The sequence below is a fragment of the Pseudohoeflea suaedae genome (assembly GCF_004354915.1).
GTDB classification, from domain to species: domain Bacteria; phylum Pseudomonadota; class Alphaproteobacteria; order Rhizobiales; family Rhizobiaceae; genus Pseudohoeflea; species Pseudohoeflea suaedae.
The window spans coordinates 393,823-414,995 of sequence record NZ_SMSI01000001.1 but is presented as its reverse complement, the minus strand read 5'-3'; the positions used below and the strand labels follow the sequence as shown (position 1 = coordinate 414,995).

Here is a 21,173-nt window from a genome sequence, read left to right as displayed (position 1 = left end):
CCCTAGACCTCGAAGTTGATCATGTTGCGCATGACGAAAATGCCGATCGACATCCAGACCGCGGAAGCACCCATGATCAGATGACCGCGTGGATCGGTAAAGAGGATCAGCATGTAATCGGGCGAGGTCAGGTAGACGAGCGTCGCCACGATGAAGGGCAGAGCACCGATGATGACGGCGGAGGCCTTGGCTTCCATCGAAAGCGCGGCGACCTTCGCCTTCATCTTGCGGCGATCGCGCAGCACGCGCGAGAGGTTGCCGAGGGCCTCAGACAGGTTGCCGCCTGCCTGCGCCTGAATGGCGATGACGATGGCAAAGAAGTTGGCCTCGGACAGCGGGACGCGGAGGTAGAGACGGGCGCAGGCCTCGGGCACGCTCAGGCCCATCTGCTGGGCTTCGACGATACGGCGAAACTCGGTGCGCACCGGCTCCTGGCCTTCGCTGGCGATCATCCGGATGGAGTCGTTGAGGGGCAGACCGGACTTGATCGAGCGGACCATCACGTCGAGCGAGTTCGGGAATTCGTCGAGAAACGCCTTCAAGCGGCGCTTGCGCAGAAAGCCCAGGATCCAGCGCGGCAACCCAAGTCCACCGACGATCGCAGCGCCGCCTGCCACCAGCAGCGTGCCGTTGGTGACGAAGGCGAAAAAGCCGATGACGAAACCGAGAACGGCGGAGATCATGTAGAACTGCTGCACCGAGATCGGCAATCCAGCCTGCACGATGCGATCGGCAAGCGGCGGCGATTTGCGCTTGTCGTTTTCCTTTTGCTTGTCCTCGAGCGTCTTGAGCGTTTCCTGCATCGTCTTGCGGCGCTTATTGGCCTCGGAGATGCGATCGCGCGCGGCATTCGCCTTGCCACGGTCGGTTTCAGCCGCCTTGACGCGGTTCAGACGATTGGCGGATTTCTTGTCGGCTTCGATCTTGTTGTAAAGCACGCCATAGCCCAGCGCCGCGGCCGCGAAGGCCGCCAGCCCGATCATGGCAAGAACAGTGGTGTCGATTCCGAACAAGGCTGGGTCCTACTCCGACATTTTTTCCATGGCATCGAGGGAAGCGGCGAGCCGCTTGTCCTCGTTGTAGTAACGCGCGCGATCCCAGAAGTTCGGGCGACCGATACCGGTCGAACGGTGGTGGCCGACGATGCGGCCTGCCGCGTCTTCTCCGGTGATTTCGTAACGCACCAGATCCTGGGTGATGATGACGTCGCCTTCCATCCCGAGGACTTCGGTGATGTGGGTGATGCGGCGAGAACCGTCGCGCAGGCGGGTGGCCTGAATGACGACGTCGATCGAGCCCGAGATCATCTCGCGCACGGTCTTGGCCGGCAGGGAGAAGCCGCCCATGGCGATCATCGATTCCATACGGCTGAGACATTCACGCGGGGAGTTGGCGTGGATCGTGCCCATCGAACCGTCGTGACCGGTGTTCATTGCCTGGAGAAGGTCGAAGACTTCCGGGCCACGAACCTCACCGACGACGATGCGTTCGGGGCGCATACGCAGGCAGTTCTTGACGAGATCGCGCATGGTGATCTCGCCCTCGCCTTCGATATTCGGCGGGCGGGTTTCCAGGCGCACCACATGCGGCTGCTGAAGCTGAAGTTCGGCCGAGTCTTCGCAGGTGATGATACGCTCGTCGGTATCGATATAGGCGGTCAGGCAGTTGAGAAGCGTCGTCTTACCGGAACCGGTACCGCCGGAGATGACGACGTTGCAGCGGACGCGACCGATGATCTGGAGGATCGCCGCACCTTCGGGCGTGATGGCACCGAAACGGACAAGCTGGTCGAGGGTGAGCTTGTCCTTCTTGAACTTACGAATGGTCAGCGCGGTTCCGTCGATGGCGAGCGGAGGTGCGATGACGTTGACGCGGGACCCGTCGGGAAGGCGCGCGTCGCAGATCGGGCTCGATTCGTCGACGCGGCGGCCGACCTGGCTCACGATACGCTGGCAGATCGACAGAAGCTGGCTGTTGTCGCGGAAGCGGATTTCGCTCTCGATGACCTTGCCGTCGACTTCGATGAAGGTGTTGCCGGAGCCGTTGACCATGATGTCGGCGATGTCGTCCCGCGCCAGGAGAGGCTCGAGCGGACCATAGCCCAGAACGTCATTGCAGATGTCGTCGAGCAGTTCCTCCTGCTCGGCAATCGACAGTGCGAAATTCTTGATCGTGATGATATCGTTGACGATATCGCGGATTTCCTCACGCGCGCTTTCGGCATCGAGCTTGGCGAGCTGGGAAAGGTCGATTGTGTCGATGAGCGCGGAGAAAACCTGGCTCTTGGTGTCGTAATAGGCTTCGTTCCGGGCCGTGCGGCGGCGCGGCTCTTCCTTGCGCTCGGCCGGAGCTGCCGGTCGCGAGGCGGGGGGAAGCGGAGCATTGCCGGCGGACGCCGGCTGGCCACCGCGTCCGGAGGGGCCGCCGAGGGAGACGGGCTTGGGAGCCTCTGCGAGCATGGAACCCTGGGAGGCCGGGGCTGGTGCAGGCGCTGGTGCGGGCGCAGGGGCGCTGTCCGCGGGAGCCGGGCTTGGCGCGGACTGTGCGGGCCGGGGAGGAGATCCGGTGGGGCGTTTGCCGAACATTACCTGTTTCCACTCATGAAATGATGCTTACTTGCGGCCCAGAAGACCCATGAGGCCTCCAAGACCGGACTTGCGGCGCTTCTTCACCTCGGCGCGCCCGGTGACGATGTGGGCGAGCTGGGAGAGCGATTCGGCGACCGGCGATTTGGCATTCGCCTCCGCGATCATCAGTCCGGAATTCGACGCATCTCCGAAAAGCTGGGCGTCGAAGGGAATGATGGCGCAGGGCTCGACGCCGAGCGGCTCGCAGAAGATGTCGACCCCGATCTCGGGACGCTTGGCGACGCCGACCTGGTTGAGCACCAGGAGCGGCGGCGTGTCGTTGGGCCGGAGCTTGGCGAGCGTGTCAAACAGGTTCTTGGTGTTGCGCAGGTTGGCGAGATCCGGTGTCGCCGTGATCACGATTTCATCGGACGCGGAGAGAACCTTGCGGGTCCAGTCATTCCACAGATGCGGCACGTCGAGAACGGTAACCGGAGCGTTGCGCTGAACGATATCGAGGATCGGGAGAAAGGCATCTCCGGCAAAGTCGTAATTGCGATCGAGCATCGACGGCGCGGCAAGCATCGAGAGGTGCTCGGAGCATTTCGCGAGCAGACGGTCGAGGAAGACCTCGTCCAGACGGTCGGGCGAGAAAACCGCTTCGGCGATGCCCTGTGCCGGGTCGTTGTTGAAGTCGAGATTCGCGGTGCCGAACGGCAGATCGAGGTCTGCCAGAATGGTTTCGCTGTCGAAGAGCTCCGAAATCGACCAGGCGCAATTATGCGCCAGCGTCGAAGAGCCGACGCCGCCCTTGGCGCCGACGAAGGAGATCACCTTGCCAAGCGGCTCGGCGTCCGGATCGACAAAGATGCTCGAAATCACGCCGATCACGTCGGCCATCGAGACCGGTGCGACCATGTATTCGGAAATGCCGTTGCGGATCAGGTCGCGATAGAGGGTGACGTCGTTGACGTGACCGATGACGACAACCCGCGTATCGGGATCGCAAACCTCGGCAAGCTGGCCCAGATCGGCCATCAGGCTGTCGGCGTTGCGCGAGGTTTCGAGAATGAGCAGATTGGGCGTCGAGGACGAGCCGTACATGTTGGCTGCCGCCAGCACGCCGCCATTGTTGATCCGGGTATGGACCCTGGCCATGCGCCTGTCCTGTGCGCAGCGCTCGAGAGTGCGCATCACGCCGTCGGTTTCACAGAAGGCGTGAACCGAAATCCGCGGCAGCGGCCGGACGCGCTCGATATCTCCGCGCTCCCCTTCGGTGGATGGGGCCAGTTGGAACTCCTGTTCCTGCGTGTAATCCAGATTCGCCATCGTTCCGTTCCCAGTTCAATTCTCTACGTTCGCGCAGCAAATTCTGCCTGCGCTTGAGGCCCCGGCGCGCCGGAGGCGCTCACACCTTAATCGTCACCAAGCAAGGCCGCGCCGTTCGCCCGATAGGCTTCAACGACAGCCCCGCGCCGCTCTGCGTCGATCGAGGTCATGCCGCGCGGATTGAGAAGATCGCCCGGATTCTCGATCTGAGCCGCCAGATTGTGCTGGCTGGAGCAGCCGAAATTCTCGTAGTTCCGGTTTTGATCGGCGTTTGCGAGCATGTCCTCCGACCAGCGGCCGCAGGGACCGGTAGCTGCCGTCGTCGCCGTGAACGCGATCCGGATCGGAGCGTCAATTTCGGGCGACGGCGCGACATAGCTCGCCATGATGATATTGTGGCGCGGAACGCTGTCGGACACCAGGATGTCAACGACTTCGCGTGCGATCAGAGAGGCGGCGCCGTAATTCGGCGAACCGGTCGGCACCAGGACGGTAACCGCGCCCGATGCCATCGTGTGATAGCGGTCCGATGCGCCGCGAACCGTCTCGCGCATTGACTGCGTCAGCTTCCGGTCGCTGCTGGAGACGGGAACGTCGAAGGTGTGTTCCTTCTCGCTGATGATGATCGGGTGGCGTGTGCGATAGTCATCGGGAATGGATCCGACGATCACATGCTGCCTGTTGGCGCAGCCCGAAAGCAGGACCGCAGCGAGCGAAGCCATTGCCACAGGACCCGCCAGCCGCCGCAGCGCGCCGAGGGAATATGTGCTGTTTTGCGTGTTCATCGTATAGCCCCGATCACTTGTAAATAAAACCGACCGCGCCGTGATAGCGACCTGGTGGCAAATCGGTTTCCATGCGCCCGTAGACACGGTTCATCTTGCCGAGGAAGAAGCTCGCACCGTCATTGGCCGCGTTGAAATTGTCATCGGGACGCGAAATCTTGTTCCGGGCAACCGGTTTGACAAGGTACGGTGTCGCAATGATTACGAGTTCGGTTTCGTTTCGAACGAAATCCTTGCTTCGGAACAGCGTGCCCAGAACCGGGATCTTGGAGATGCCGGGATAGCCCGACATGGCCTGACGAATATTATCCTGGACGAGACCGGCGAGCACGATCGAACCACCGGACGGAAGTTCGACGGATGTGGAGGCTTCGCGCTTCTTGATGGACAAGCGCGTGAGGCCTGGTGCTGCACCGGCACCCTGCAGCGAAGTCGAACCCTCGAAGGTCGGCTCCGAAACCTCGGTTTCGATCCGTAGAGAGATCCGGCCGGGAGACAGGACGACAGGAAGGAAGTTGAGGCGGATACCGTACTCGACGGCGCGATCCGTGAAGGTGGGGCGGCCTGAGTCCTCGTCAAAGTCGACCGCATCTCGAATCTGGAACTCGCCACCGACGAAAAAGTTGGCCTGTTCGCCGGAGATCGCCGTGAGGCTGGGTTCTGCGAGTGTTCGCATGACGCCGGCCTGCTCCATCGCGTTGACGTAGGAGGAAATGGAGTATCCGTTGATCGTTCCACCCAGCGAGGCGAAGTTCAAACCCGTGTTTATCGCACCCAGGTTCTGCGGGTTGCTGTTGACGAAAGATCCTGCCGAACCCGAGACGGAAGAGTTGAAGCCGAGCTGCTTGAGCACCTGGCGGCTCACCTCGGCAACGGTCACCTTGAGCGTGACCTGATCCTCGCCGTCGATCTTGAGCATGTTGACGATCTGGGACTTCTGGCGCTGCTCGGCGAAGATCGCCGCATCGCCGCCATCGCTGGTCGCGGTCAGGTTACGGGTCGTCGCCTCACCGCCGGTCAGAAAGATGTCCGCCAGTCGCGCGGCCTGGGCGGCATCCTGCGGGGTGCGCACGGTACCGCTGAGCACGATGTTGTCGGAGATGATTTCCACCTTGATATCCGAGTCTGGAATGAACCGGGCCAGATGAGCCTCGAGGCCGGCGACATCGCGCTCGACGTTCAGCTCGATGGCGATTATCTCCTCGCCGTTCGGACCGAAGACGAAGATATTCGTCTGGCCGACCGTCTTGCCGAAAAGGTAAACGCGACGCGACGTCCGGGTTACGGCATCGGCAAGCGTCGGATCGGCCACCAGGATATCGTGAGCATCCGAAGGCAGGTCGACGACGATCGCCTTGTTCAAGCCGAGCTTGACGCGCTTCGTGACGCCGGGTCCCTGCTGGGTGATCTTGATGACGTTCGAATCGGCCTGCGCGGCGGTTACTCCGACGACTGGAAGGTCAACGAGTGACAGGCTCGTCAGCATGCCGACTGTCGTCAACGAGGCCGCGATCTTTTTCAGTGGTTTACGCACTTTCGATCTCCGCACTTTAATTGGCCGGCGTTACGTCGGTGACCGCGCCGGAGCGAAACACCTTGATGGCGCCCGATCCGCTATCACCGCTCAGGAGGTAGTCGGCGCCGCCCGCATTCGGCTCCTGGGCATCAGCCACGCTTCGAAGCGACAGGGTGAGCCGGTCAGCGAGCTGCTGCGCCACGGTAATGATCTTGGCCTGGTCGGGGCTCAGTTCCAGCGTCGCGGTCGAGCCGACCGCGGTCCTGCTGCCGTCGGGATTTTCCTCGATGCGCTGGTCGATGGCGAGAACGCGAATGTTGGAAAGGATCACCTCGGTGAGGTAGCCGTCGCTTCCGGTCGAGCGCCGAACCATGATGACATCGACTCGGTCATTGGGAAGAATGAAGCCGCCAGCCGAGGTGGCGACCGAAATTTCGGTGGCGATCGCACGCTTTCCCGCGGGAAGCAGTGCCGACATGACGCGGGCGGAAGAATCGACGATCTTCTCGCCGCGCACCGGCTCGCCGACGAACATGGGCAAACGCACGACCGAGCCGTTGAGTTCGCTGATCGCCTGGGGACGCTCATCCTGACGGATAAGACCCTCGACAAGCGCATCCTCGGGCCAGCCCTTCCACTCGAGAAGCTCTTCGTTCAACCGGGCACCGACAGGCATCGATTCCTTGGCGACGAGGATTTCCACGGTCGGGACCTTCTCGATGATCTTTTCAGGCGCCTCAGCGACAACAGCCGGCTGCTGCGTCAATTTAAGCGCGAGATATCCAGCCAGAGCTGCCGCCAGAACGGCGATTGCCATGATAATGGCTCGTGCGGGTTTCATCCTTACGTCCTCAACAGTTGGACTTCACTGTTCGGAGAATGCCCGGGCAATCGTCAAATTATGGTTAACAAGCCCCTTCGAGGGGTGGTAAAAGAAATATTTCCAGCCAGACCCCTATTTTTTGGGTCCAGTGCCGGAGTGATCGAGAAGGAAATTTCCGCCTAGTTCAGCGCAATGCGCATGAGAACGGAATCTGGGTAGCAGGTCAGCGCCGCAAGACCGATCGCAATCGCGTAAGGTACGCCCTTCTTCGAATTGAAGAAATGAAGCGGAATGGGCAGCGGCAAGGCCATCAGCGTCTGCTGGTTGGCGCGCAGGATCAGCACGACGAAGGTCAGGATCCCGCCATAGATGCCGACCGTCACGATATAGCCGAGAAGGTCGAGGTTGTAGCCGAACCATACGGCACTGGCGGCCAGGATCTTGGCATCCCCTCCGCCCATCATGTTGAGCGCAAAGAGTGTGAAACAGACGGCGAGAACGATGAAGCCGGCGGCCACATGCCAGCCGATCTGCACGATTCCAAGGCCCGCAAAGGGCGCAATGACGAGAAAGGCCGCGAACAGAATGACCGATATCCGGTTCGGGATCGTCATGGAGACCATGTCGGAAAACGCGGCTACCGCCATCAACAGCGGAAAGACGACGAAGATTGCGGCATCGAGCATATTGAACTCCCTTTGAGATCCAAAACTACTCTGACGCGCTTAAAAAAGAACAAATACAAAGGGGCCGCCCGAAGTGGAGCGGCCCCTTTTGAATGAAGAACTGATTGTATATCAGTTGGCGTTCTCAGCGTCGACCATCTTGCTCGAGATGTCCTGGAACGTGTTGTTCAGGCTCGTCCCGAGGGAGGTTGCACCGGTGATCAGCGCGACAGAGATGAGGGCGGCGATGAGGCCGTATTCAATGGCAGTTGCGCCGGATTCGTCTTTCGCGAAACGTGCGATAAGCTTGCTCATGGGTTGCTCCTTGGTTCCACATGCGGTTTCAGCACCACCTCCAGGTATATTCCTGGTCGGTTAGGGCCACATTACCGCTCGCTCTTTGCAATCCACTTAAGAAACAAGGTTATCAATGGGTTTACGGAGGCAAGTAGGCGGGATGGTTAGCGGAGGGTTAAGCATCGGGCAGCAACCCGCCGCCTCACCTTATATATACTCGCACGCGCGATCATGCGTTCGAGCGCTCCTTCCCGCCGTCTGCGCGCTGCTCCATCCCGGCACCATGCCGCATTTTCCGGTCGCCTGAATTCAGAGAAATCGTTTGCGCGCGCCGATCCTTTCCAAGCTTTACATTTAATTCACCATTAGAGGAGATTTTAGGAGGAACGAATTCAAGGAATTGACGAATGGCCGCTCTGTCTCTCATCAAACGCACCCTGATCGGCGCCGTGGCCTGCGGCCTCGTCGCGGGATCGATGTCCACATCCGGGTTTGCCGCAGAGGAGATGATCCGTGTCTCCATGGATCATGCCCGCATTATCAAGGTCGACCGGCAGATCAGCAAGGTCATCGTCGGCAGTTCATCGGTTGCGGACGTGGCCATCGCGGATTCCAGCACGATCGTGCTGACCGGAAAGTCCTACGGGACCACCAATCTGGTCGTCCTCGACATGGAGGGCCAGCCGATCGTCGACGAGGTCGTTCTGGTGGCCGTCGATGAAGCCAACACGCTGCGGATCTACCGCCAGACCGAACGGACGGTATTTTCCTGCGCTCCGTCCTGCGAGCAGCACGTAAAGTCAGCCTCAGGGGCCACGGCAACTCCCGTCCAATAAGAGCCGAAACCGGCTCCCATCGACGGTTAATTCTAACTAAACAATACATTCAATGAATTAGCCCCCTCAGTTACGTTTTCTCAACTCCTCGGGCGTAATCTGACGCCATGAATTCGGGAATTGGGACTATCCGATGGCGTTAGAACGGGACGATTTGCACAATTCGGCAGGCGGCAAACGCCGCCGGCCGCGGCTCTTCCGTCGCTTCGGCAGGAACGAGGACGGCACGGCAGCGATCGAGTTCGCAATCCTGGCCATCCCTTTCTTCATGCTCATATTCGCGACCATCGAGGCCTGCATCGCCTATGCCGGCGAGCAGCTGCTGGAAAACGCGGTCGACACGATGGGCCGAAAGATCCGCACCGGTCAGATCACCTACAATCAGGGCAAGACGACCGACATGGACGAAGGGGCGTTCCGCACGGCATTCTGCGGCGAGATCTCGATCCTGCTCAAATGCGACCCGTCGCTCCTGAACCTCGATGTCCGCCAGTTCACGACCTTCGCACAGGTTCCGAAGGGCATCCCGCGCGTCGGCGGCGCCGCGGACGGTGATCTCGACACATCCAAATTCGCCTACAATCCCGGCGGCTCCGGCTCCATCAACATCGTGCGGGCCTATTACCACTGGGATGTCACGACCGATCTGGTGAGACCCTACATCACCAATGTGAGGGGCGATTCCGACAGCCCGCAATACTATCTGATGGTGGCCACGGCCGCCTTCCAGAACGAAGACTATCCCTGATCCTCATTCAACCGGAATAGAACAATGGCCAAGATCACAACAGCCAGCAGCGCCGGTTTCCTGACAAGGCTGAACGCAGCCTTCCGAAGGTTTCGCGGAGACAGGGACGGCGTCGGCGCGGTCGAATTCGCACTCATCGCACCGTTCCTGATCGTTCTTTACATCGGCTCGCTGGAAGTCTCGGTGGCGATGTCGGTCAACAAGAAGCTTGCCCGCGCATCGAGCACGGTCGCCGACCTCGTCACGCAGCAGGAGACGGTCGACAAGGCCTATCTCGCCAGCATGGTCAATGTCGCCCAGAGCGTCATTGCGCCGTTCAAGACGTCCACGCTGAAGGTAAAGATCACCGCGATCCGCATCGACGCGAGCAACAAGGCTACGGTGGCCTGGTCGTGGAAGGATGACGGCAGCCCGGTCCAGCCGAAAGGCTCCGCCGTATCCGTTCCGTCGCAGCTCAACATCGCCTCGACCTTCCTCGTGCGCGCGCAGCTCAACCTGGATTACGACGTCTTCCTTCTCGCAAGCGACGAAGATGGATCCCAGACGCGGCACCTGAACATGGGAAAGACCTATCATCTGCGCCCGCGTGTGATCAGCGGCAGCATCACCTGCACCGACTGCAGCTAGTTTCCACGGCCGCATCGCGCCTGGATAGAGTGCCGGGCCTCTGCGCCGGCCGGATCTGGCCCGCACGATTCCCTCGCCTGTCTTTCCATTCATATCCGCAATCCGCACAGCCGGCCGGCATGGGACCGGCCGCTTCGGCGGCGTGAGCTAGGCGTATCGCCTGATCCGAAAGCCATGCGATGCGGATTGCCTGATCCGTTCTGACACATGGCCCGCAGGCGATGGCATTGCGCGGGATTTGGGGTTACCTTCGCCCATCGGATAAAACGGCCGCGGAGATAGCCGGAACAACCGGCACACGACCACATTATCCGCGAGGGATACGGGGAACTCATGGCGCGCGCATTTCTGTTCGTACTGGATTCATTCGGCATAGGCGGGGCGCCGGATGCCGCCAAATACGGAGACGCGGGCTCGGACACGCTCGGTCATATCGCCGAATACGCGATGACGGGGCTCGCCGACCGCGCCGGACTGCGCGAAGGACCGCTCGCCCTGCCGCACATGGTATCGCTGGGACTGGCGGATGCCGCTTACATGGCCTCGGGCTTCTGGCCCGCGGGCCTCAATTCGCATTCGGCCCCGCGGGGTCTCTGGGGCGCCGCCAGCGAGACGTCGCTGGGCAAGGACACGCCCTCGGGCCATTGGGAGATCGCCGGGCAGCCGGTCGCATTCGAATGGGGCTATTTCCCGAATGACGGGCCCGCCTTCGACGATGAGCTGGTCGAGCAGTTCGTCGAGAACGGCAACATTCCCGGCATCCTCGGAAACTGCCATGCTTCGGGCACCGAAATCATCAAGCAGTTCGGCAAGGAGCATCTCGCGACCGGCAAGCCGATCTTCTACACGTCCAGCGATTCAGTGGTGCAGATCGCCGCCCACGAAGAGCATTTCGGGCTCGCACGCCTTTACCGCCTGTGTGAAAAGATCCGCGACGTGATCGACCCGCTCAATATCGGCAGGGTGATCGCGCGCCCCTTCATCGGCACGCCGGAAAAGGGCTTTACCCGTACCGGCAACCGCAAGGACTATTCCGTACCGCCGCCCGGACCGACGCTTCTCGACGTTGCGGCGGAAGCGGGCCGCGAGGTGATCGCAGTCGGCAAGATCGATGACATCTTTGCCCATCAGGGCGTGACGAGGCGCCACAAGGCAAGCGGCAACGACGCACTGTTCGAGGCCACGTTGAAAGCCATGGACGGGGCCGGGGACGGCGATCTCGTCTTCACCAATTTCGTGGATTTCGACATGCTTTACGGCCATCGCCGCGATGTGCCGGGCTATGCGGCGGCACTGGAGGCTTTCGACCACCGCCTGCCGGCGGTCGCCAAGAAGCTCAAACCCGGCGATCTCGTTCTCCTGACTGCCGATCACGGCTGCGACCCCACCTGGCGGGGCACCGACCACACCCGCGAGCGGGTGCCGATCCTTGGCTTCGGGCCGGGCATGCAGGCGCGTTGCATAGGTCTTCGTCCGAGCTATGCCGATATCGGCGCTTCCGTGGCGAAGCATCTGAAACTGCCGGCCACCGCACACGGTAAGAGTTTCCTGTGACCCGCGCCGTTCCGAAAGCCGAGATCCATTGCCATGTCGAGGGTGCCGCTTCGCCCGATCTGGTGCGGCGGCAGGCCGAGAAATATGGCGTCGATGTCAGCTCGTTTCTCGACGAGGCGGGCTATGTCTGGTCGGATTTCACGAGCTTTCTCGCGGCCTATGACGGCGCAGCTGCCCTTTTCCGCACGGAAGAGGATTATGCCCTTCTGGCCGAGACCTATCTCTCGGATATTGCCGCGCAAGGCACGATCTATGCCGAGATCTTCGTTTCCCCCGACCACGCGGAGCGCTCGGGTATCGGCACCGAGGGCTATCTGGCGGGGCTCGGGACGGGACTGGAGCGCGCCAGGCGGGCGAGCGGCATCGAATGCCGGATGATCGTGGTGGGCATCAGGCATTTCGGCCCGCAGGCGGTGGAAGCCGCGGCACGCTTCGCCGCCAGCCGGCCCCATGCGCTCATTACCGGTTTCGGGATGGCGGGCGAGGAGCGTTTCGGCAGGGTGGCGGATTATGCCCGCGCCTTCGATATTGCCCGCGAAGCCGGTCTCGGCATCACCATCCATGCCGGAGAACTGGCGGGGCCGGAGAGCGTGCGCGACGCGCTCGACCATGTGCGCCCCTCCCGACTGGGCCACGGCGCGCGGGCAATCGAAGATCCGGCCCTTGTCGAGCGCATTGCCCGGGAGGGCGTGGCACTTGAACTTTGTCCGGGTTCGAATGTCGCGCTCAAGGTCTTTGACGGCTGGGAGAAGCATCCCTTCGAGGCGATGCGGAAGGCAGGCGTGAAGGTGACGCTCAATTCCGACGACCCGCCGCATTTCGGCTCCTCCATCGGCCATGAATACGAGATGGCGGCCAGAACCTGGGGCTATGATGCGGCAATGCTGACAGGCTTCACCCGCACGGCCATCCAGGCGGCCTTCGTGGATGAAGCGACGCGGGAAAAACTCTTGGGACAGCTCGACTAAGAGAGAATGCGCGGGTTGCCGCCTGCGCCGGCAAGGTGTTTGATCCCGGCCATCACAATTTCTCGGAACGGCGGACTATCATGGATTCGGTTACGGTCATCAAACATCCTCTCGTGCAGCACAAGCTCACCATCATGCGCAAGAAGGATACCTCGACAGCCGGTTTCCGCAGGCTGCTGCGGGAAATCTCGACATTGCTCTGTTACGAAGTGACGCGCGACCTCGAACTGACGATGGCGAAAATCGAGACGCCGCTCGAAGACATCGAAGCGCCGGTCCTCGAAGGCAAGAAGCTGGTCTTCGCCTCGATCCTGCGCGCCGGCAACGGGCTGCTCGAAGGCATGCTCGATCTCGTCCCCTCGGCCCGCGTCGCCCATATCGGCGTTTACCGCGACCATGAAACGCTGGAAGCAATCGAATATTACTTCAAGGCGCCCGAAGATATCGGCAATCGCCTCGTCATCGTCGTCGATCCCATGCTGGCAACGGGAAACTCCTCGATTGCCTCGGTTGAGAAGCTGAAGGAAAGGGGCGCGAAGAACCTGCGTTTCCTCTGCCTTCTGGCCGCTCCGGAAGGGATCCGGAATTTCCAGGAAGCCCATCCGGATGTGCCGATCTTCACGGCTTCGATCGACAGCCATCTGAACGACAAGGGCTACATCGTTCCGGGTCTGGGAGATGCCGGGGACCGGATGTACGGCACGAAATAGACCCTGCCGGCTCTGCATTCACCAAGCATTTACCACAGCTGAACCCGGCCGCTGCCGCGCGCCGGGTTCTCATTTTCCGTTAGGCAATCACGGCTAGGCTCCGATCGAATTCGGAGTTGTGTCATGTTCAAGCAGTTCTTTCTCATCGGCTGTAGCGCGCTGGCGATCGCCGCGGTCCCTGGATATCTCGAGATGCAGGAGCAGAAGCGCGCGCTTGCGAACAAGGATGTGGCGGAAGCGGTCGTTACCGAGGCATCGGGGACGGACGTGCAGGCGAGGCCTGTCGATCTCAAGGCGGACACTCGTCCGACCTATGTGACCGGCACCAGATCGATCTCCATCCCCGTGGCAGCCGGCGGGCATTTCGTCGGCGATTTCCGCATCAACGGCCGTTCGATCAGGGGCGTCGTCGATACCGGCGCGACCACGGTAGCGATGAATGTATCGACCGCCCGCAAGCTTGGTCTGAACACCCAGCGCAAGGATTTCATCTATCGCCTGGGCACCGCCAACGGCGAAACCACCGCGGCGAAGGTCAATCTCTCGCGGATCGAGATCGGCCCGATATCCGTCAACGACGTGGCCGCCTTCGTGCTTGACGATAGCGCTCTCGACGAAACACTCATCGGCATGAGCTTCATGTCGCGGCTGGCGAGCTACAAGGTCCAGGCCGGCGAACTGAAGCTCGAGAACTGAGGCATTTCTCCCGGTCAGTTCGCCTGTTCGGCGGCGATCGTCTCCATGATCACCGGACGGGTTCCCACAGCGTCACCGGAAATCGTCAGCGCGTCGGCCAGACGCTCACGCACCATTTCCACCTGATCGCCGCTCCGGGCATGGACCTGGAACAGCGGCTCACCCTTCGCGACCTTCGTGCCGACTGGCAGGAAACCGGTGAGCCCGACCGCATGGTCGACATCGTCCTCGGGACGGGTACGGCCGCCGCCCAGGGCCACCACCGCCATGCCGATACGGCGGGTATCGTAGCCGGCAATCCAGCCATCCTCCCGCGCGGCGATATCGACGACGAGGGGCGCGGTTTCGAGATGATCCCGGCAGCGATCGACGAAATCAGCCGGTCCGCCGAGAACCGACACCATCTTCCCGAAAATCTCGGCTGCATGACCATCATCGAGCACCCGGCTTGCGCGCTCGAAACCGGCGTCGACGTCCGCGGCCAGGCCGCCGGAGACGAGCATGTTTGCCGCAAGCGTAAGCGTTATCTTACGCAATCTCGGATCCTGTCTTTCACCGGTCAGAAAACGCACGGCGTTATCGACCTCGACCGCGTTGCCGGCGGCAGACGCCAATGGTTCGTTCATGTCCGTCAGAACCGCGGAGGTCCTCAGTCCGGCGCCGTTTGCCACGGCCACGAGGGACCGGGCGAGCTCCCGCCCCTTCTCGACATCGCCCATGAAGGAGCCGTTGCCGCATTTGACGTCGAGAACAAGGGCACCGAGCCCCGCCGCGAGTTTCTTGGACAGGATGGAGGCCGTGATCAGCGGCACCGATTCCACCGTCGCGGTGACGTCGCGGATCGCGTAGAGCCGCTTGTCGGCGGGCGCGAGGTCGCCGGTCTGGCCGATGATGGCACATCCCGTTTCCTTTACGGTCCTGCGGAACAGATCGCTGGACGGTGCGGTTATATAGCCCGGGATCGAATCCAGCTTGTCGAGCGTCCCGCCGGTGTGACCGAGGCCCCGACCGGAGATCATCGGCACCATCGCACCGCAGGCCGCCACGATCGGCGCCAGCATCAGCGAAACATTGTCGCCGACGCCGCCGGTCGAGTGCTTGTCGATGATCGGGCGGTCGATATCGGGCCAATCGAGCACGTCGCCGGAATCGCGCATGGCCAGCGTGAGCGCCACCGCCTCCTCGCGGCTCATCCCGTTGAAGAAGACCGCCATGGCGAAGGCCGCCGCCTGTCCTTCGCCGACCGTCCCCCTTGTCAGACCTTCGATGAAACCTGAAATATCCGCAGGATCAAGCGCTTCGCCATCCCGCTTGGCGCGAATGACTTCCTGCGGCAGGAGGGTCAATAGCCTGCCTCTGAACCCGCGGCTTCGGTCCCGTCGAGCGTCCCGAGAATGTCGCCGAGCAGGCCCGACGCTCCGAAGCGGAAGTTGCGCGAAGAAACCCAGCCGCGACCCATGACCTTTTCGCAAAGCGCGAAATAGGCGGCGGCATCGGCCACCGTGCGGATGCCGCCGGCCGGTTTCAGTCCCGCGGCAGAGCCCGCTTCGCGGATCGCGGTCAACATGATCTCAGCGGCATCGAGCGTCGCGTTGACCTTCACCTTGCCGGTCGACGTCTTGATGAAATCGGCGCCGGCGGCAAGCGCGATGTCGGAGGCTTCGCGGACCAGCCCGCGATCGCTCAGCAGACCCGTTTCGAGGATGACTTTCAGCCGCGCGGGCGGAGGCGTGGAGGCGCGCACCACGGTTACCAGGTCGCGCACCGCGCCGCTTTCGCCGCGCTTGAGAGCCTCATGGGGGATCACCACGTCGATCTCGTCGGCACCATGGGCGATTGCGGTGACGGTCTCGCCGACTGCGGTGTCGGAGCCGAGCGCGCCCGAGGGGAAGTTGACGACCGTCGCGATGCGCACCGGCGAGAGCGGGCCGAGTTTGCGTCGCGCCGCGGCAACGAAACGCGGCCAGATACAGATCGCGGCCACCGGACCATGGGATGTGAGCGCGCGATCGCACAGATCGAGCACCGCTTCCTCGGTGGAATCGTCGTTCAGGTCGGTGAGATCGAGACAGGCGAGCGCCATACGCGCCACGGCTTTCGGATCATATGTAACTTGCGGCTTACTCATTTGCTCAATCCATTGTGCGCAGCATTTCCTGCAGCACCTTTGCCAGACGGCCGCCGCCGATGGGCGCCATGTCCTTGGTTTCCTGGTGGCTCAGTTCATTGCCGGTCATGCCCGCACCGAAATTCGTTATCACCGAAGCGGCGGCGACTTCGAAGCCGAGGAAGCGCGCGATGATGACTTCCGGCACCGTCGACATGCCGACCGCATCGGCGCCCAGTGCCCGCGCCATGCGGATCTCGGCGGGCGTTTCGAATGTCGGCCCCGAGAACCACATGTAGACGCCATGGTGAAGGTCCACGCCGACGGCCTGCGCAGCCGCATCCATCGCCTTCCCCATTCCGGCGTCATAGGCCGAGGTCATGCCGACGAACCGGTTGTCGGACGGCTCTCCGATCAGCGGGTTCATGCCTGCAAAATTGATGTGATCGGTAATGCGCATGACCGAGCCCGGCGGCATGTCCTCGCGCACCGATCCGGCGGAATTGGTCAGGATCAGCCGCGTCGCGCCGAGGCCTTGCAACACCTCGAGCGGTCCGCGCATGGCATCGGCCCTGCCGTGCTCATAATAATGGATCCGGCCCGACAGCATGATCACCGGCTTGTCGCCGAGATAGCCGGCCACCACTTCGCCGGCATGGCCGCTGACGCCGCTTTCGGGAAAACCCGGCAGATCCGCATAGGGCACACGGACGGCATCCCGCAGGTCATCCACCAGCGTGCCAAGACCGGAACCGAGGACGATGGCGTGGCGCGGCATGAGGCCGTGCAGACGCTCGATCAGGATATCGACGGCCGGGCTCATCCGATGGTCTCCGTCTGGAAGGCCAGCGGCAGCAACTCGTCCATGCGGACGGATTTCCTGACCCCGCCCGCGTCGCAGAGATGGATGAGGGTGCCGGCATCCGCGAACTCCGCGAGCCGCTGGCGGCATCCGCCGCAAGGCGAGCAGAGATCGAGCTTCTCGGCAATCACCGCCACTTCCGCGATACGCTTGCCGCCGCTCATGATCATATGACCGATGGCGGTGGTTTCCGCGCACCAGCCTTCGGGAAACGAGATCACCTCGATATTGGCGCCGGTATGCACCTGGCCATCGCCATCGAGGATCGCGGCCCCTACGGGAAAGCGGGAATAGGGCGCATGGGCCTTTCCCATCGCGCCCCGCGCCGCCTCGAAGAGATCGTGAGGTCGGATTTCAGTCATGCTCAGCGTTCCTTGACATAGGGGGTGCCGCCGGCCTTGGGCGGAATGGCGCGGCCGATGAAGCCGGCAAGCAGCACGACGGTCAGCACATAGGGGAGGGCCTGCATGAACTGGACCGGCACCTCGCCGATGAGCGGAAGGCGGTGGCCCTGCATGCGGATGGACAGCGCATCGAGGAAGCCGAAGAGAAGGCAGGCGTACATCACGCTGACCGGCTTCCACTTGGCGAAAATGAGCGCGGCGAGCGCGATGAAGCCCTTGCCCGCGGTCATGCCCTTGACGAAGCCGGCGGTCATGGCGAGCGAGAGATAGGCTCCCGCAATGCCGGTGAGAATTCCGCAACAGATGACGGCGCGGTAGCGCAGCCAGATCACCGAGATACCGGCTGTGTCCACCGCGCCCGGATTTTCGCCGACCGCACGCAGGCGCAGGCCGAAGCGGGTGCGGAAAAGAACCCACCAGGTGAACGGCACCAGCGCGAATGCGATATAGGTGAGCGTGTAGTGACCGGAGAGAAGGTTGGTGTAAATGGCGCCCACCACCGGCACGTCGGCAAGCTCTGCCGCAAAGGGCAGATCGATGGTCGTGAAGCGGGCACCGCCCGACAAGGGCGGGGTGCGGCCGCCCTGGTGAAACCAGGCCTGGCCGAGAATGACGGTGGCGCCGGCGGCGATGAAGTTGATGGCCACGCCCGATACGATCTGGTTGCCACGCTGGGTGATGGAGGCGAAGCCGTGAACCAGCGCGAGCGCGACGGCGACCACGATCGCCGCCAGCACGCCGAGCCAGGCCGAGCCGGTAATCGCGGCGACGGCACCGGCGGCGAAGGCGCCGCCCAGCATCTTGCCCTCGAGACCGATGTCGAAGACGCCGGAACGCTCCGAGTAGAGCCCGGCGAGCGCCGCAAGAATGAGCGGAACCGAGACGCGGATGGTCGACTGAAGGAGAACGATGAGTGTGTCGAGGAATTCCATCGGTCTTACTCCGTCGCGGTCGCCGGCTGCGGTTTGCGTCCGCCGCCGAGAGAGGTGAACAGGCGCGCGATCGTCGGGCGGAACATGTGCTCCATGGCGCCGGCGAAAAGGATTACCAGTCCCTGGATGATGACGATCATGTCGCGCGAGATCTGCGGCATCTCGAAGGAGATCTCGGCGCCGCCCTGATAGAGCATGCCGAACAGGATCGCGGCCGGGATGATGCCCACCGGATGGGAACGGCCCATCAGCGCCACCGCGATACCGACGAAACCGGCACCGCCGACGAAATCGAGCTGCATGCGGTGCTGCTCGCCCATGATCGGGTTGATCGCCATCATTCCGGCGAGCGCGCCGGACATGACCATGGTGATGATGACGATGCGGGCTTCCTTCATCCCCGCATAGCGCGCCGCCGACGGGCTGAAACCCATGGTGCGGATCTGGTAGCCGAACCGGGTGCGCCAGACGATGACCCAGACGATAAAGCTCACCACGAGGGCCAGAAGGAAGGAGAGATTGAGCGGCGAACCGCCGACATCGATCCCCAGTGGCCCGAACAACCAGTCGAGCTTGGGCAGATGCCCGCCCTCTGCGAAAGTACGGGTCTCGGGCGACATCGAACCGCGCGGCTTCAACACATCGATGAGCAGGTAGACCATCAGGCTCGAGGCGATGAAGTTGAACATGATGGTAGTGATGACGACGTGACTGCCGCGCTTGGCCTGCAGATAGCCCGGAATCAGCGCCCAGAGGCCGCCCATCAGGGCGGACCCGAAGATGACGACCACGAAGACCACATACCAGGGCATCGAGGCGTCGAGCCAGAGGCAGGGTATGGCCACACCCAGCCCGGCGACATAGGCCTGCCCCTCGCCGCCGATATTGAAGAGCCCGCAATGGAAAGCGATGGCGACCGCCAGCCCGGTGAAGATGAAGTTCGTCGCGTAATAGAGCGTGAAGCCGATGCCCTCGCCATAGCCGAAGGCGCCTTCGATGAGCAGCGCGGCGGCCCGGATCGGGCTTTCGCCGACAAGAAGCACCACGAGGCCCGCGACGAGGAAGGCAACGACGAGATTGACCAGCGGAATGACGCCGTAATCGACCCAGCCGGGCAGTTTTGCGTGGGGCGCGCTCATTCCGCCGCCTCCTGATCCGTGACACCGGCCATGAGAAGACCCAGTTCGCCCTCGCCTGTCTCCGGCGACCGTTCGCCCACGACATGACCGTCGAACATGACGAGGACACGATCGGAGAGCGACCGGATTTCGTCGAGTTCGACCGAGACGAGGAGGATGGCCTTGCCGGCATCGCGCATTTCGATAATCCGCTTGTGAATGAATTCGATGGCCCCGACATCCACCCCGCGGGTGGGCTGGCCGATGATGATGACATCCGGATCACGCTCCATCTCGCGGGCGAGCACGATCTTCTGCTGGTTGCCGCCAGAAAAATTCGCCGTCTTCAGGCGCACGTCCGGCGGGCGGATATCGTAGCGCGCGCACTTCTCCGCCGCATCGGCGCGTATGGCCTCTACGTCGAGGAAGAAGGATTTCAGATAGCGCGGATCGTCGTGATAGCCGAGGATCGAGTTCTCGGCTTCCTCGAATTTGAGCACCAGTCCCATGTGGTGGCGGTCCTCCGGCACATGGGCCAGGCCGCGATGGCGCAACTCGTTCGGGTCGGCCTCGCCGGTCACGTCGATCGGCCGTCCGTTGAGCGTGACGTTACCGGTTTCGGCGCGGCGAATGCCCGCAATCGCCTGCAGGAGTTCCGATTGCCCGTTGCCCGCCACGCCCGCCACACCGACGATCTCGCCGGCGCGGACATCGAGCGAGACGTCCTTGACCATCGGCACGCCACGGGAATCCCTGACGGTCAGATTGCGCACAGACAGCTTCACTTCACCCGGATTTGCAGGCCCCTTCTCGACGCTCAGGAGCACGCGGCGACCGACCATCAGCTCGGCCAGTTCCTCGACCGAGGTATCTGCCGTCGTGCGCGTGGCGACCATCTCGCCGCGGCGCATGACGGACACCTCGTCGGTAATGGCCATGATCTCGCGCAGCTTGTGGGTGATGAGGATGATGGTTTTGCCCTGCGCCTTGAGCTGGGCGAGAATGCGGAAAAGGTGATCGGCCTCCGCCGGGGTGAGAACTCCGGTGGGTTCGTCGAGGATGAGGATCTCGGCACCGCGATAGAGCGCCTTCAGAATCTCGACGCGCTGCTGCAGGCCGACCGGCAGTTCCTCGATGATCGCGTCGGGATCGACCTCCAGCGCGTATTCGTTTTCCAGCCGCTTGAGTTCGTTGCGGGCGCGGGCAATGCCGGAAGTCAGGATCTGGCCTTCCTCGGCGCCGAGCATGATGTTCTCCAGAACCGTGAAGTTCTCGACCAGCATGAAGTGCTGGTGGACCATGCCGATGCCCTTGTCGATGGCGATGCTCGGGCCGGAAATGTCGGTTTTCGCGCCATCGACGAGAATGTCGCCACGATCGGCCTGGTAGAACCCGTAGAGGATCGACATGAGCGTCGACTTGCCCGCGCCGTTTTCACCGATGATGCCGTGGATGGTGCCCTTGCGAACCCTGAGATTGATATCCCTGTTCGCATGGACGAGGCCGAAGCTCTTGTCTATGCCCTTCAGCTCGATCGCGATGTCACTCATGGTACCCCGTACAGTCTGGATTCCGGCGCTTGTCCGCAGCCCCGGCGTGTGTAGTCTCGACACTTATTTTATCAAAGTC

22 protein-coding genes are annotated in these 21,173 nt (G+C 62.3%); 7 read left to right on the top strand and 15 right to left on the bottom strand.

Going from position 1 to position 21,173, the window contains the following annotated elements:
* Positions 1-2: 2 nt before the first annotated feature.
* The 8 genes from E2A64_RS01965 to E2A64_RS01930 all read right to left on the bottom strand — a co-directional run bounded on the left by E2A64_RS01965 (position 3) and on the right by E2A64_RS01930 (position 8,000).
* Positions 3-1,013, bottom strand: a complete 1,011-nt coding sequence (locus E2A64_RS01965; protein WP_133282763.1) for a type II secretion system F family protein — start codon at positions 1,011-1,013, stop codon at positions 3-5.
* A 9-nt stretch (positions 1,014-1,022) separates the two neighbouring features.
* The gene (locus tag E2A64_RS01960; protein WP_428977437.1) at positions 1,023-2,585 is read right to left on the bottom strand and encodes a TadA family conjugal transfer-associated ATPase; all 1,563 of its coding nucleotides are present in this window, start codon (positions 2,583-2,585) and stop codon (positions 1,023-1,025) included.
* A 27-nt stretch (positions 2,586-2,612) separates the two neighbouring features.
* On the bottom strand, positions 2,613-3,896 hold the full coding sequence (locus E2A64_RS01955; RefSeq protein ID WP_133282762.1) for a CpaE/TadZ family protein: 1,284 nt from the start codon (positions 3,894-3,896) through the stop codon (positions 2,613-2,615).
* Positions 3,897-3,982: 86 nt separating this feature from the next.
* On the bottom strand, positions 3,983-4,681 hold the full coding sequence (locus E2A64_RS01950) for a CpaD family pilus assembly protein (RefSeq protein ID WP_133282761.1): 699 nt from the start codon (positions 4,679-4,681) through the stop codon (positions 3,983-3,985).
* 13 nt (positions 4,682-4,694) lie between these two features.
* Entirely contained in the window at positions 4,695-6,167 is a 1,473-nt protein-coding gene (locus E2A64_RS01945) for a type II and III secretion system protein family protein (RefSeq protein WP_133284210.1), read from the bottom strand.
* Positions 6,168-6,231: 64 nt separating this feature from the next.
* Positions 6,232-7,038 carry a Flp pilus assembly protein CpaB gene (gene cpaB / locus E2A64_RS01940; protein WP_133282760.1) on the bottom strand — a complete coding sequence of 269 codons (807 nt, stop codon included), beginning with the start codon at positions 7,036-7,038 and terminating at the stop codon, positions 6,232-6,234.
* A 161-nt stretch (positions 7,039-7,199) separates the two neighbouring features.
* Positions 7,200-7,706, bottom strand: a complete 507-nt coding sequence (locus E2A64_RS01935; RefSeq protein WP_133282759.1) for an A24 family peptidase — start codon at positions 7,704-7,706, stop codon at positions 7,200-7,202.
* 111 nt (positions 7,707-7,817) lie between these two features.
* The gene (locus E2A64_RS01930; protein ID WP_133282758.1) at positions 7,818-8,000 is read right to left on the bottom strand and encodes a Flp family type IVb pilin; all 183 of its coding nucleotides are present in this window, start codon (positions 7,998-8,000) and stop codon (positions 7,818-7,820) included.
* Positions 8,001-8,458: 458 nt separating this feature from the next.
* On the opposite strand from E2A64_RS01930, the gene E2A64_RS01925 reads away from it, so the two are divergent.
* The 7 genes from E2A64_RS01925 to E2A64_RS01895 all read left to right on the top strand — a co-directional run bounded on the left by E2A64_RS01925 (position 8,459) and on the right by E2A64_RS01895 (position 14,121).
* Positions 8,459-8,818 (top strand): pilus assembly protein N-terminal domain-containing protein, encoded by a 360-nt coding sequence (locus E2A64_RS01925; RefSeq protein ID WP_133284209.1) that lies wholly within the window; start codon positions 8,459-8,461, stop codon positions 8,816-8,818.
* Positions 8,819-8,951: 133 nt separating this feature from the next.
* On the top strand, positions 8,952-9,566 hold the full coding sequence (locus tag E2A64_RS01920) for a TadE/TadG family type IV pilus assembly protein (RefSeq protein WP_133282757.1): 615 nt from the start codon (positions 8,952-8,954) through the stop codon (positions 9,564-9,566).
* Between the two features lie 24 nt (positions 9,567-9,590).
* Positions 9,591-10,193, top strand: a complete 603-nt coding sequence (locus tag E2A64_RS01915; protein ID WP_133282756.1) for a TadE/TadG family type IV pilus assembly protein — start codon at positions 9,591-9,593, stop codon at positions 10,191-10,193.
* A 333-nt stretch (positions 10,194-10,526) separates the two neighbouring features.
* Positions 10,527-11,747, top strand: a complete 1,221-nt coding sequence (locus tag E2A64_RS01910; RefSeq protein ID WP_133282755.1) for a phosphopentomutase — start codon at positions 10,527-10,529, stop codon at positions 11,745-11,747.
* Positions 11,744-12,715 (top strand): adenosine deaminase, encoded by a 972-nt coding sequence (locus E2A64_RS01905; protein WP_133282754.1) that lies wholly within the window; start codon positions 11,744-11,746, stop codon positions 12,713-12,715. Before E2A64_RS01910 ends, E2A64_RS01905 begins: the two co-directional genes overlap by 4 nt.
* An 80-nt stretch (positions 12,716-12,795) precedes the next feature.
* Positions 12,796-13,425 (top strand): uracil phosphoribosyltransferase, encoded by a 630-nt coding sequence (gene upp, locus E2A64_RS01900; protein ID WP_133282753.1) that lies wholly within the window; start codon positions 12,796-12,798, stop codon positions 13,423-13,425.
* Positions 13,426-13,548: 123 nt separating this feature from the next.
* Entirely contained in the window at positions 13,549-14,121 is a 573-nt protein-coding gene (locus E2A64_RS01895) for a retropepsin-like aspartic protease family protein (protein ID WP_133282752.1), read from the top strand.
* 14 nt (positions 14,122-14,135) lie between these two features.
* On the opposite strand, the gene deoA is transcribed toward E2A64_RS01895, so the two are convergent.
* From deoA to E2A64_RS01860, 7 genes are read right to left on the bottom strand one after another with little or no spacing between them, the layout of a single operon-like run.
* Positions 14,136-15,467 carry a thymidine phosphorylase gene (deoA, locus tag E2A64_RS01890; protein WP_133282751.1) on the bottom strand — a complete coding sequence of 444 codons (1,332 nt, stop codon included), beginning with the start codon at positions 15,465-15,467 and terminating at the stop codon, positions 14,136-14,138.
* Positions 15,464-16,249: a deoxyribose-phosphate aldolase gene (gene deoC, locus E2A64_RS01885; protein ID WP_133282750.1), complete on the bottom strand. Its 786-nt coding sequence runs from the start codon at positions 16,247-16,249 to the stop codon at positions 15,464-15,466. The genes deoA and deoC overlap by 4 nt, the downstream gene beginning before the upstream one ends.
* A 4-nt stretch (positions 16,250-16,253) precedes the next feature.
* Positions 16,254-17,051 carry a purine-nucleoside phosphorylase gene (locus E2A64_RS01880; RefSeq protein WP_133282749.1) on the bottom strand — a complete coding sequence of 266 codons (798 nt, stop codon included), beginning with the start codon at positions 17,049-17,051 and terminating at the stop codon, positions 16,254-16,256.
* Positions 17,048-17,452 (bottom strand): cytidine deaminase, encoded by a 405-nt coding sequence (locus E2A64_RS01875; RefSeq protein WP_133282748.1) that lies wholly within the window; start codon positions 17,450-17,452, stop codon positions 17,048-17,050. Before E2A64_RS01875 ends, E2A64_RS01880 begins: the two co-directional genes overlap by 4 nt.
* Before the next feature lie 2 nt (positions 17,453-17,454).
* The gene (locus E2A64_RS01870) at positions 17,455-18,426 is read right to left on the bottom strand and encodes an ABC transporter permease (protein ID WP_133282747.1); all 972 of its coding nucleotides are present in this window, start codon (positions 18,424-18,426) and stop codon (positions 17,455-17,457) included.
* Positions 18,427-18,431: 5 nt separating this feature from the next.
* Complete coding sequence (locus tag E2A64_RS01865; RefSeq protein WP_133282746.1) at positions 18,432-19,565, bottom strand: ABC transporter permease; 1,134 nt, start codon at positions 19,563-19,565, stop codon at positions 18,432-18,434.
* Positions 19,562-21,094 (bottom strand): ABC transporter ATP-binding protein, encoded by a 1,533-nt coding sequence (locus E2A64_RS01860; protein ID WP_133282745.1) that lies wholly within the window; start codon positions 21,092-21,094, stop codon positions 19,562-19,564. Before E2A64_RS01860 ends, E2A64_RS01865 begins: the two co-directional genes overlap by 4 nt.
* Positions 21,095-21,173: the final 79 nt, after the last annotated feature.

What these genes read in the sequence shown, in the direction of transcription:
- E2A64_RS01860 (WP_133282745.1), bottom strand. Translation starts at nt 21,094, where the DNA reads ATGAGTGACATCGCGATCGAGCTGAAGGGCATAGACAAGAGCTTCGGC.
- E2A64_RS01955 (WP_133282762.1), bottom strand. Translation starts at nt 3,896, where the DNA reads ATGGCGAATCTGGATTACACGCAGGAACAGGAGTTCCAACTGGCCCCA.
- E2A64_RS01865 (WP_133282746.1), bottom strand. Translation starts at nt 19,565, where the DNA reads ATGAGCGCGCCCCACGCAAAACTGCCCGGCTGGGTCGATTACGGCGTC.
- E2A64_RS01950 (WP_133282761.1), bottom strand. Translation starts at nt 4,681, where the DNA reads ATGAACACGCAAAACAGCACATATTCCCTCGGCGCGCTGCGGCGGCTG.
- E2A64_RS01910 (WP_133282755.1), top strand. Translation starts at nt 10,527, where the DNA reads ATGGCGCGCGCATTTCTGTTCGTACTGGATTCATTCGGCATAGGCGGG.
- E2A64_RS01875 (WP_133282748.1), bottom strand. Translation starts at nt 17,452, where the DNA reads ATGACTGAAATCCGACCTCACGATCTCTTCGAGGCGGCGCGGGGCGCG.
- deoC (WP_133282750.1), bottom strand. Translation starts at nt 16,249, where the DNA reads ATGAGTAAGCCGCAAGTTACATATGATCCGAAAGCCGTGGCGCGTATG.
- E2A64_RS01930 (WP_133282758.1), bottom strand. Translation starts at nt 8,000, where the DNA reads ATGAGCAAGCTTATCGCACGTTTCGCGAAAGACGAATCCGGCGCAACT.
- E2A64_RS01925 (WP_133284209.1), top strand. Translation starts at nt 8,459, where the DNA reads ATGTCCACATCCGGGTTTGCCGCAGAGGAGATGATCCGTGTCTCCATG.
- cpaB (WP_133282760.1), bottom strand. Translation starts at nt 7,038, where the DNA reads ATGAAACCCGCACGAGCCATTATCATGGCAATCGCCGTTCTGGCGGCA.
- upp (WP_133282753.1), top strand. Translation starts at nt 12,796, where the DNA reads ATGGATTCGGTTACGGTCATCAAACATCCTCTCGTGCAGCACAAGCTC.
- E2A64_RS01870 (WP_133282747.1), bottom strand. Translation starts at nt 18,426, where the DNA reads ATGGAATTCCTCGACACACTCATCGTTCTCCTTCAGTCGACCATCCGC.
- E2A64_RS01920 (WP_133282757.1), top strand. Translation starts at nt 8,952, where the DNA reads ATGGCGTTAGAACGGGACGATTTGCACAATTCGGCAGGCGGCAAACGC.
- E2A64_RS01915 (WP_133282756.1), top strand. Translation starts at nt 9,591, where the DNA reads ATGGCCAAGATCACAACAGCCAGCAGCGCCGGTTTCCTGACAAGGCTG.
- E2A64_RS01960 (WP_428977437.1), bottom strand. Translation starts at nt 2,585, where the DNA reads ATGTTCGGCAAACGCCCCACCGGATCTCCTCCCCGGCCCGCACAGTCC.
- E2A64_RS01935 (WP_133282759.1), bottom strand. Translation starts at nt 7,706, where the DNA reads ATGCTCGATGCCGCAATCTTCGTCGTCTTTCCGCTGTTGATGGCGGTA.
- E2A64_RS01880 (WP_133282749.1), bottom strand. Translation starts at nt 17,051, where the DNA reads ATGAGCCCGGCCGTCGATATCCTGATCGAGCGTCTGCACGGCCTCATG.
- E2A64_RS01895 (WP_133282752.1), top strand. Translation starts at nt 13,549, where the DNA reads ATGTTCAAGCAGTTCTTTCTCATCGGCTGTAGCGCGCTGGCGATCGCC.
- E2A64_RS01945 (WP_133284210.1), bottom strand. Translation starts at nt 6,167, where the DNA reads ATGCTGACGAGCCTGTCACTCGTTGACCTTCCAGTCGTCGGAGTAACC.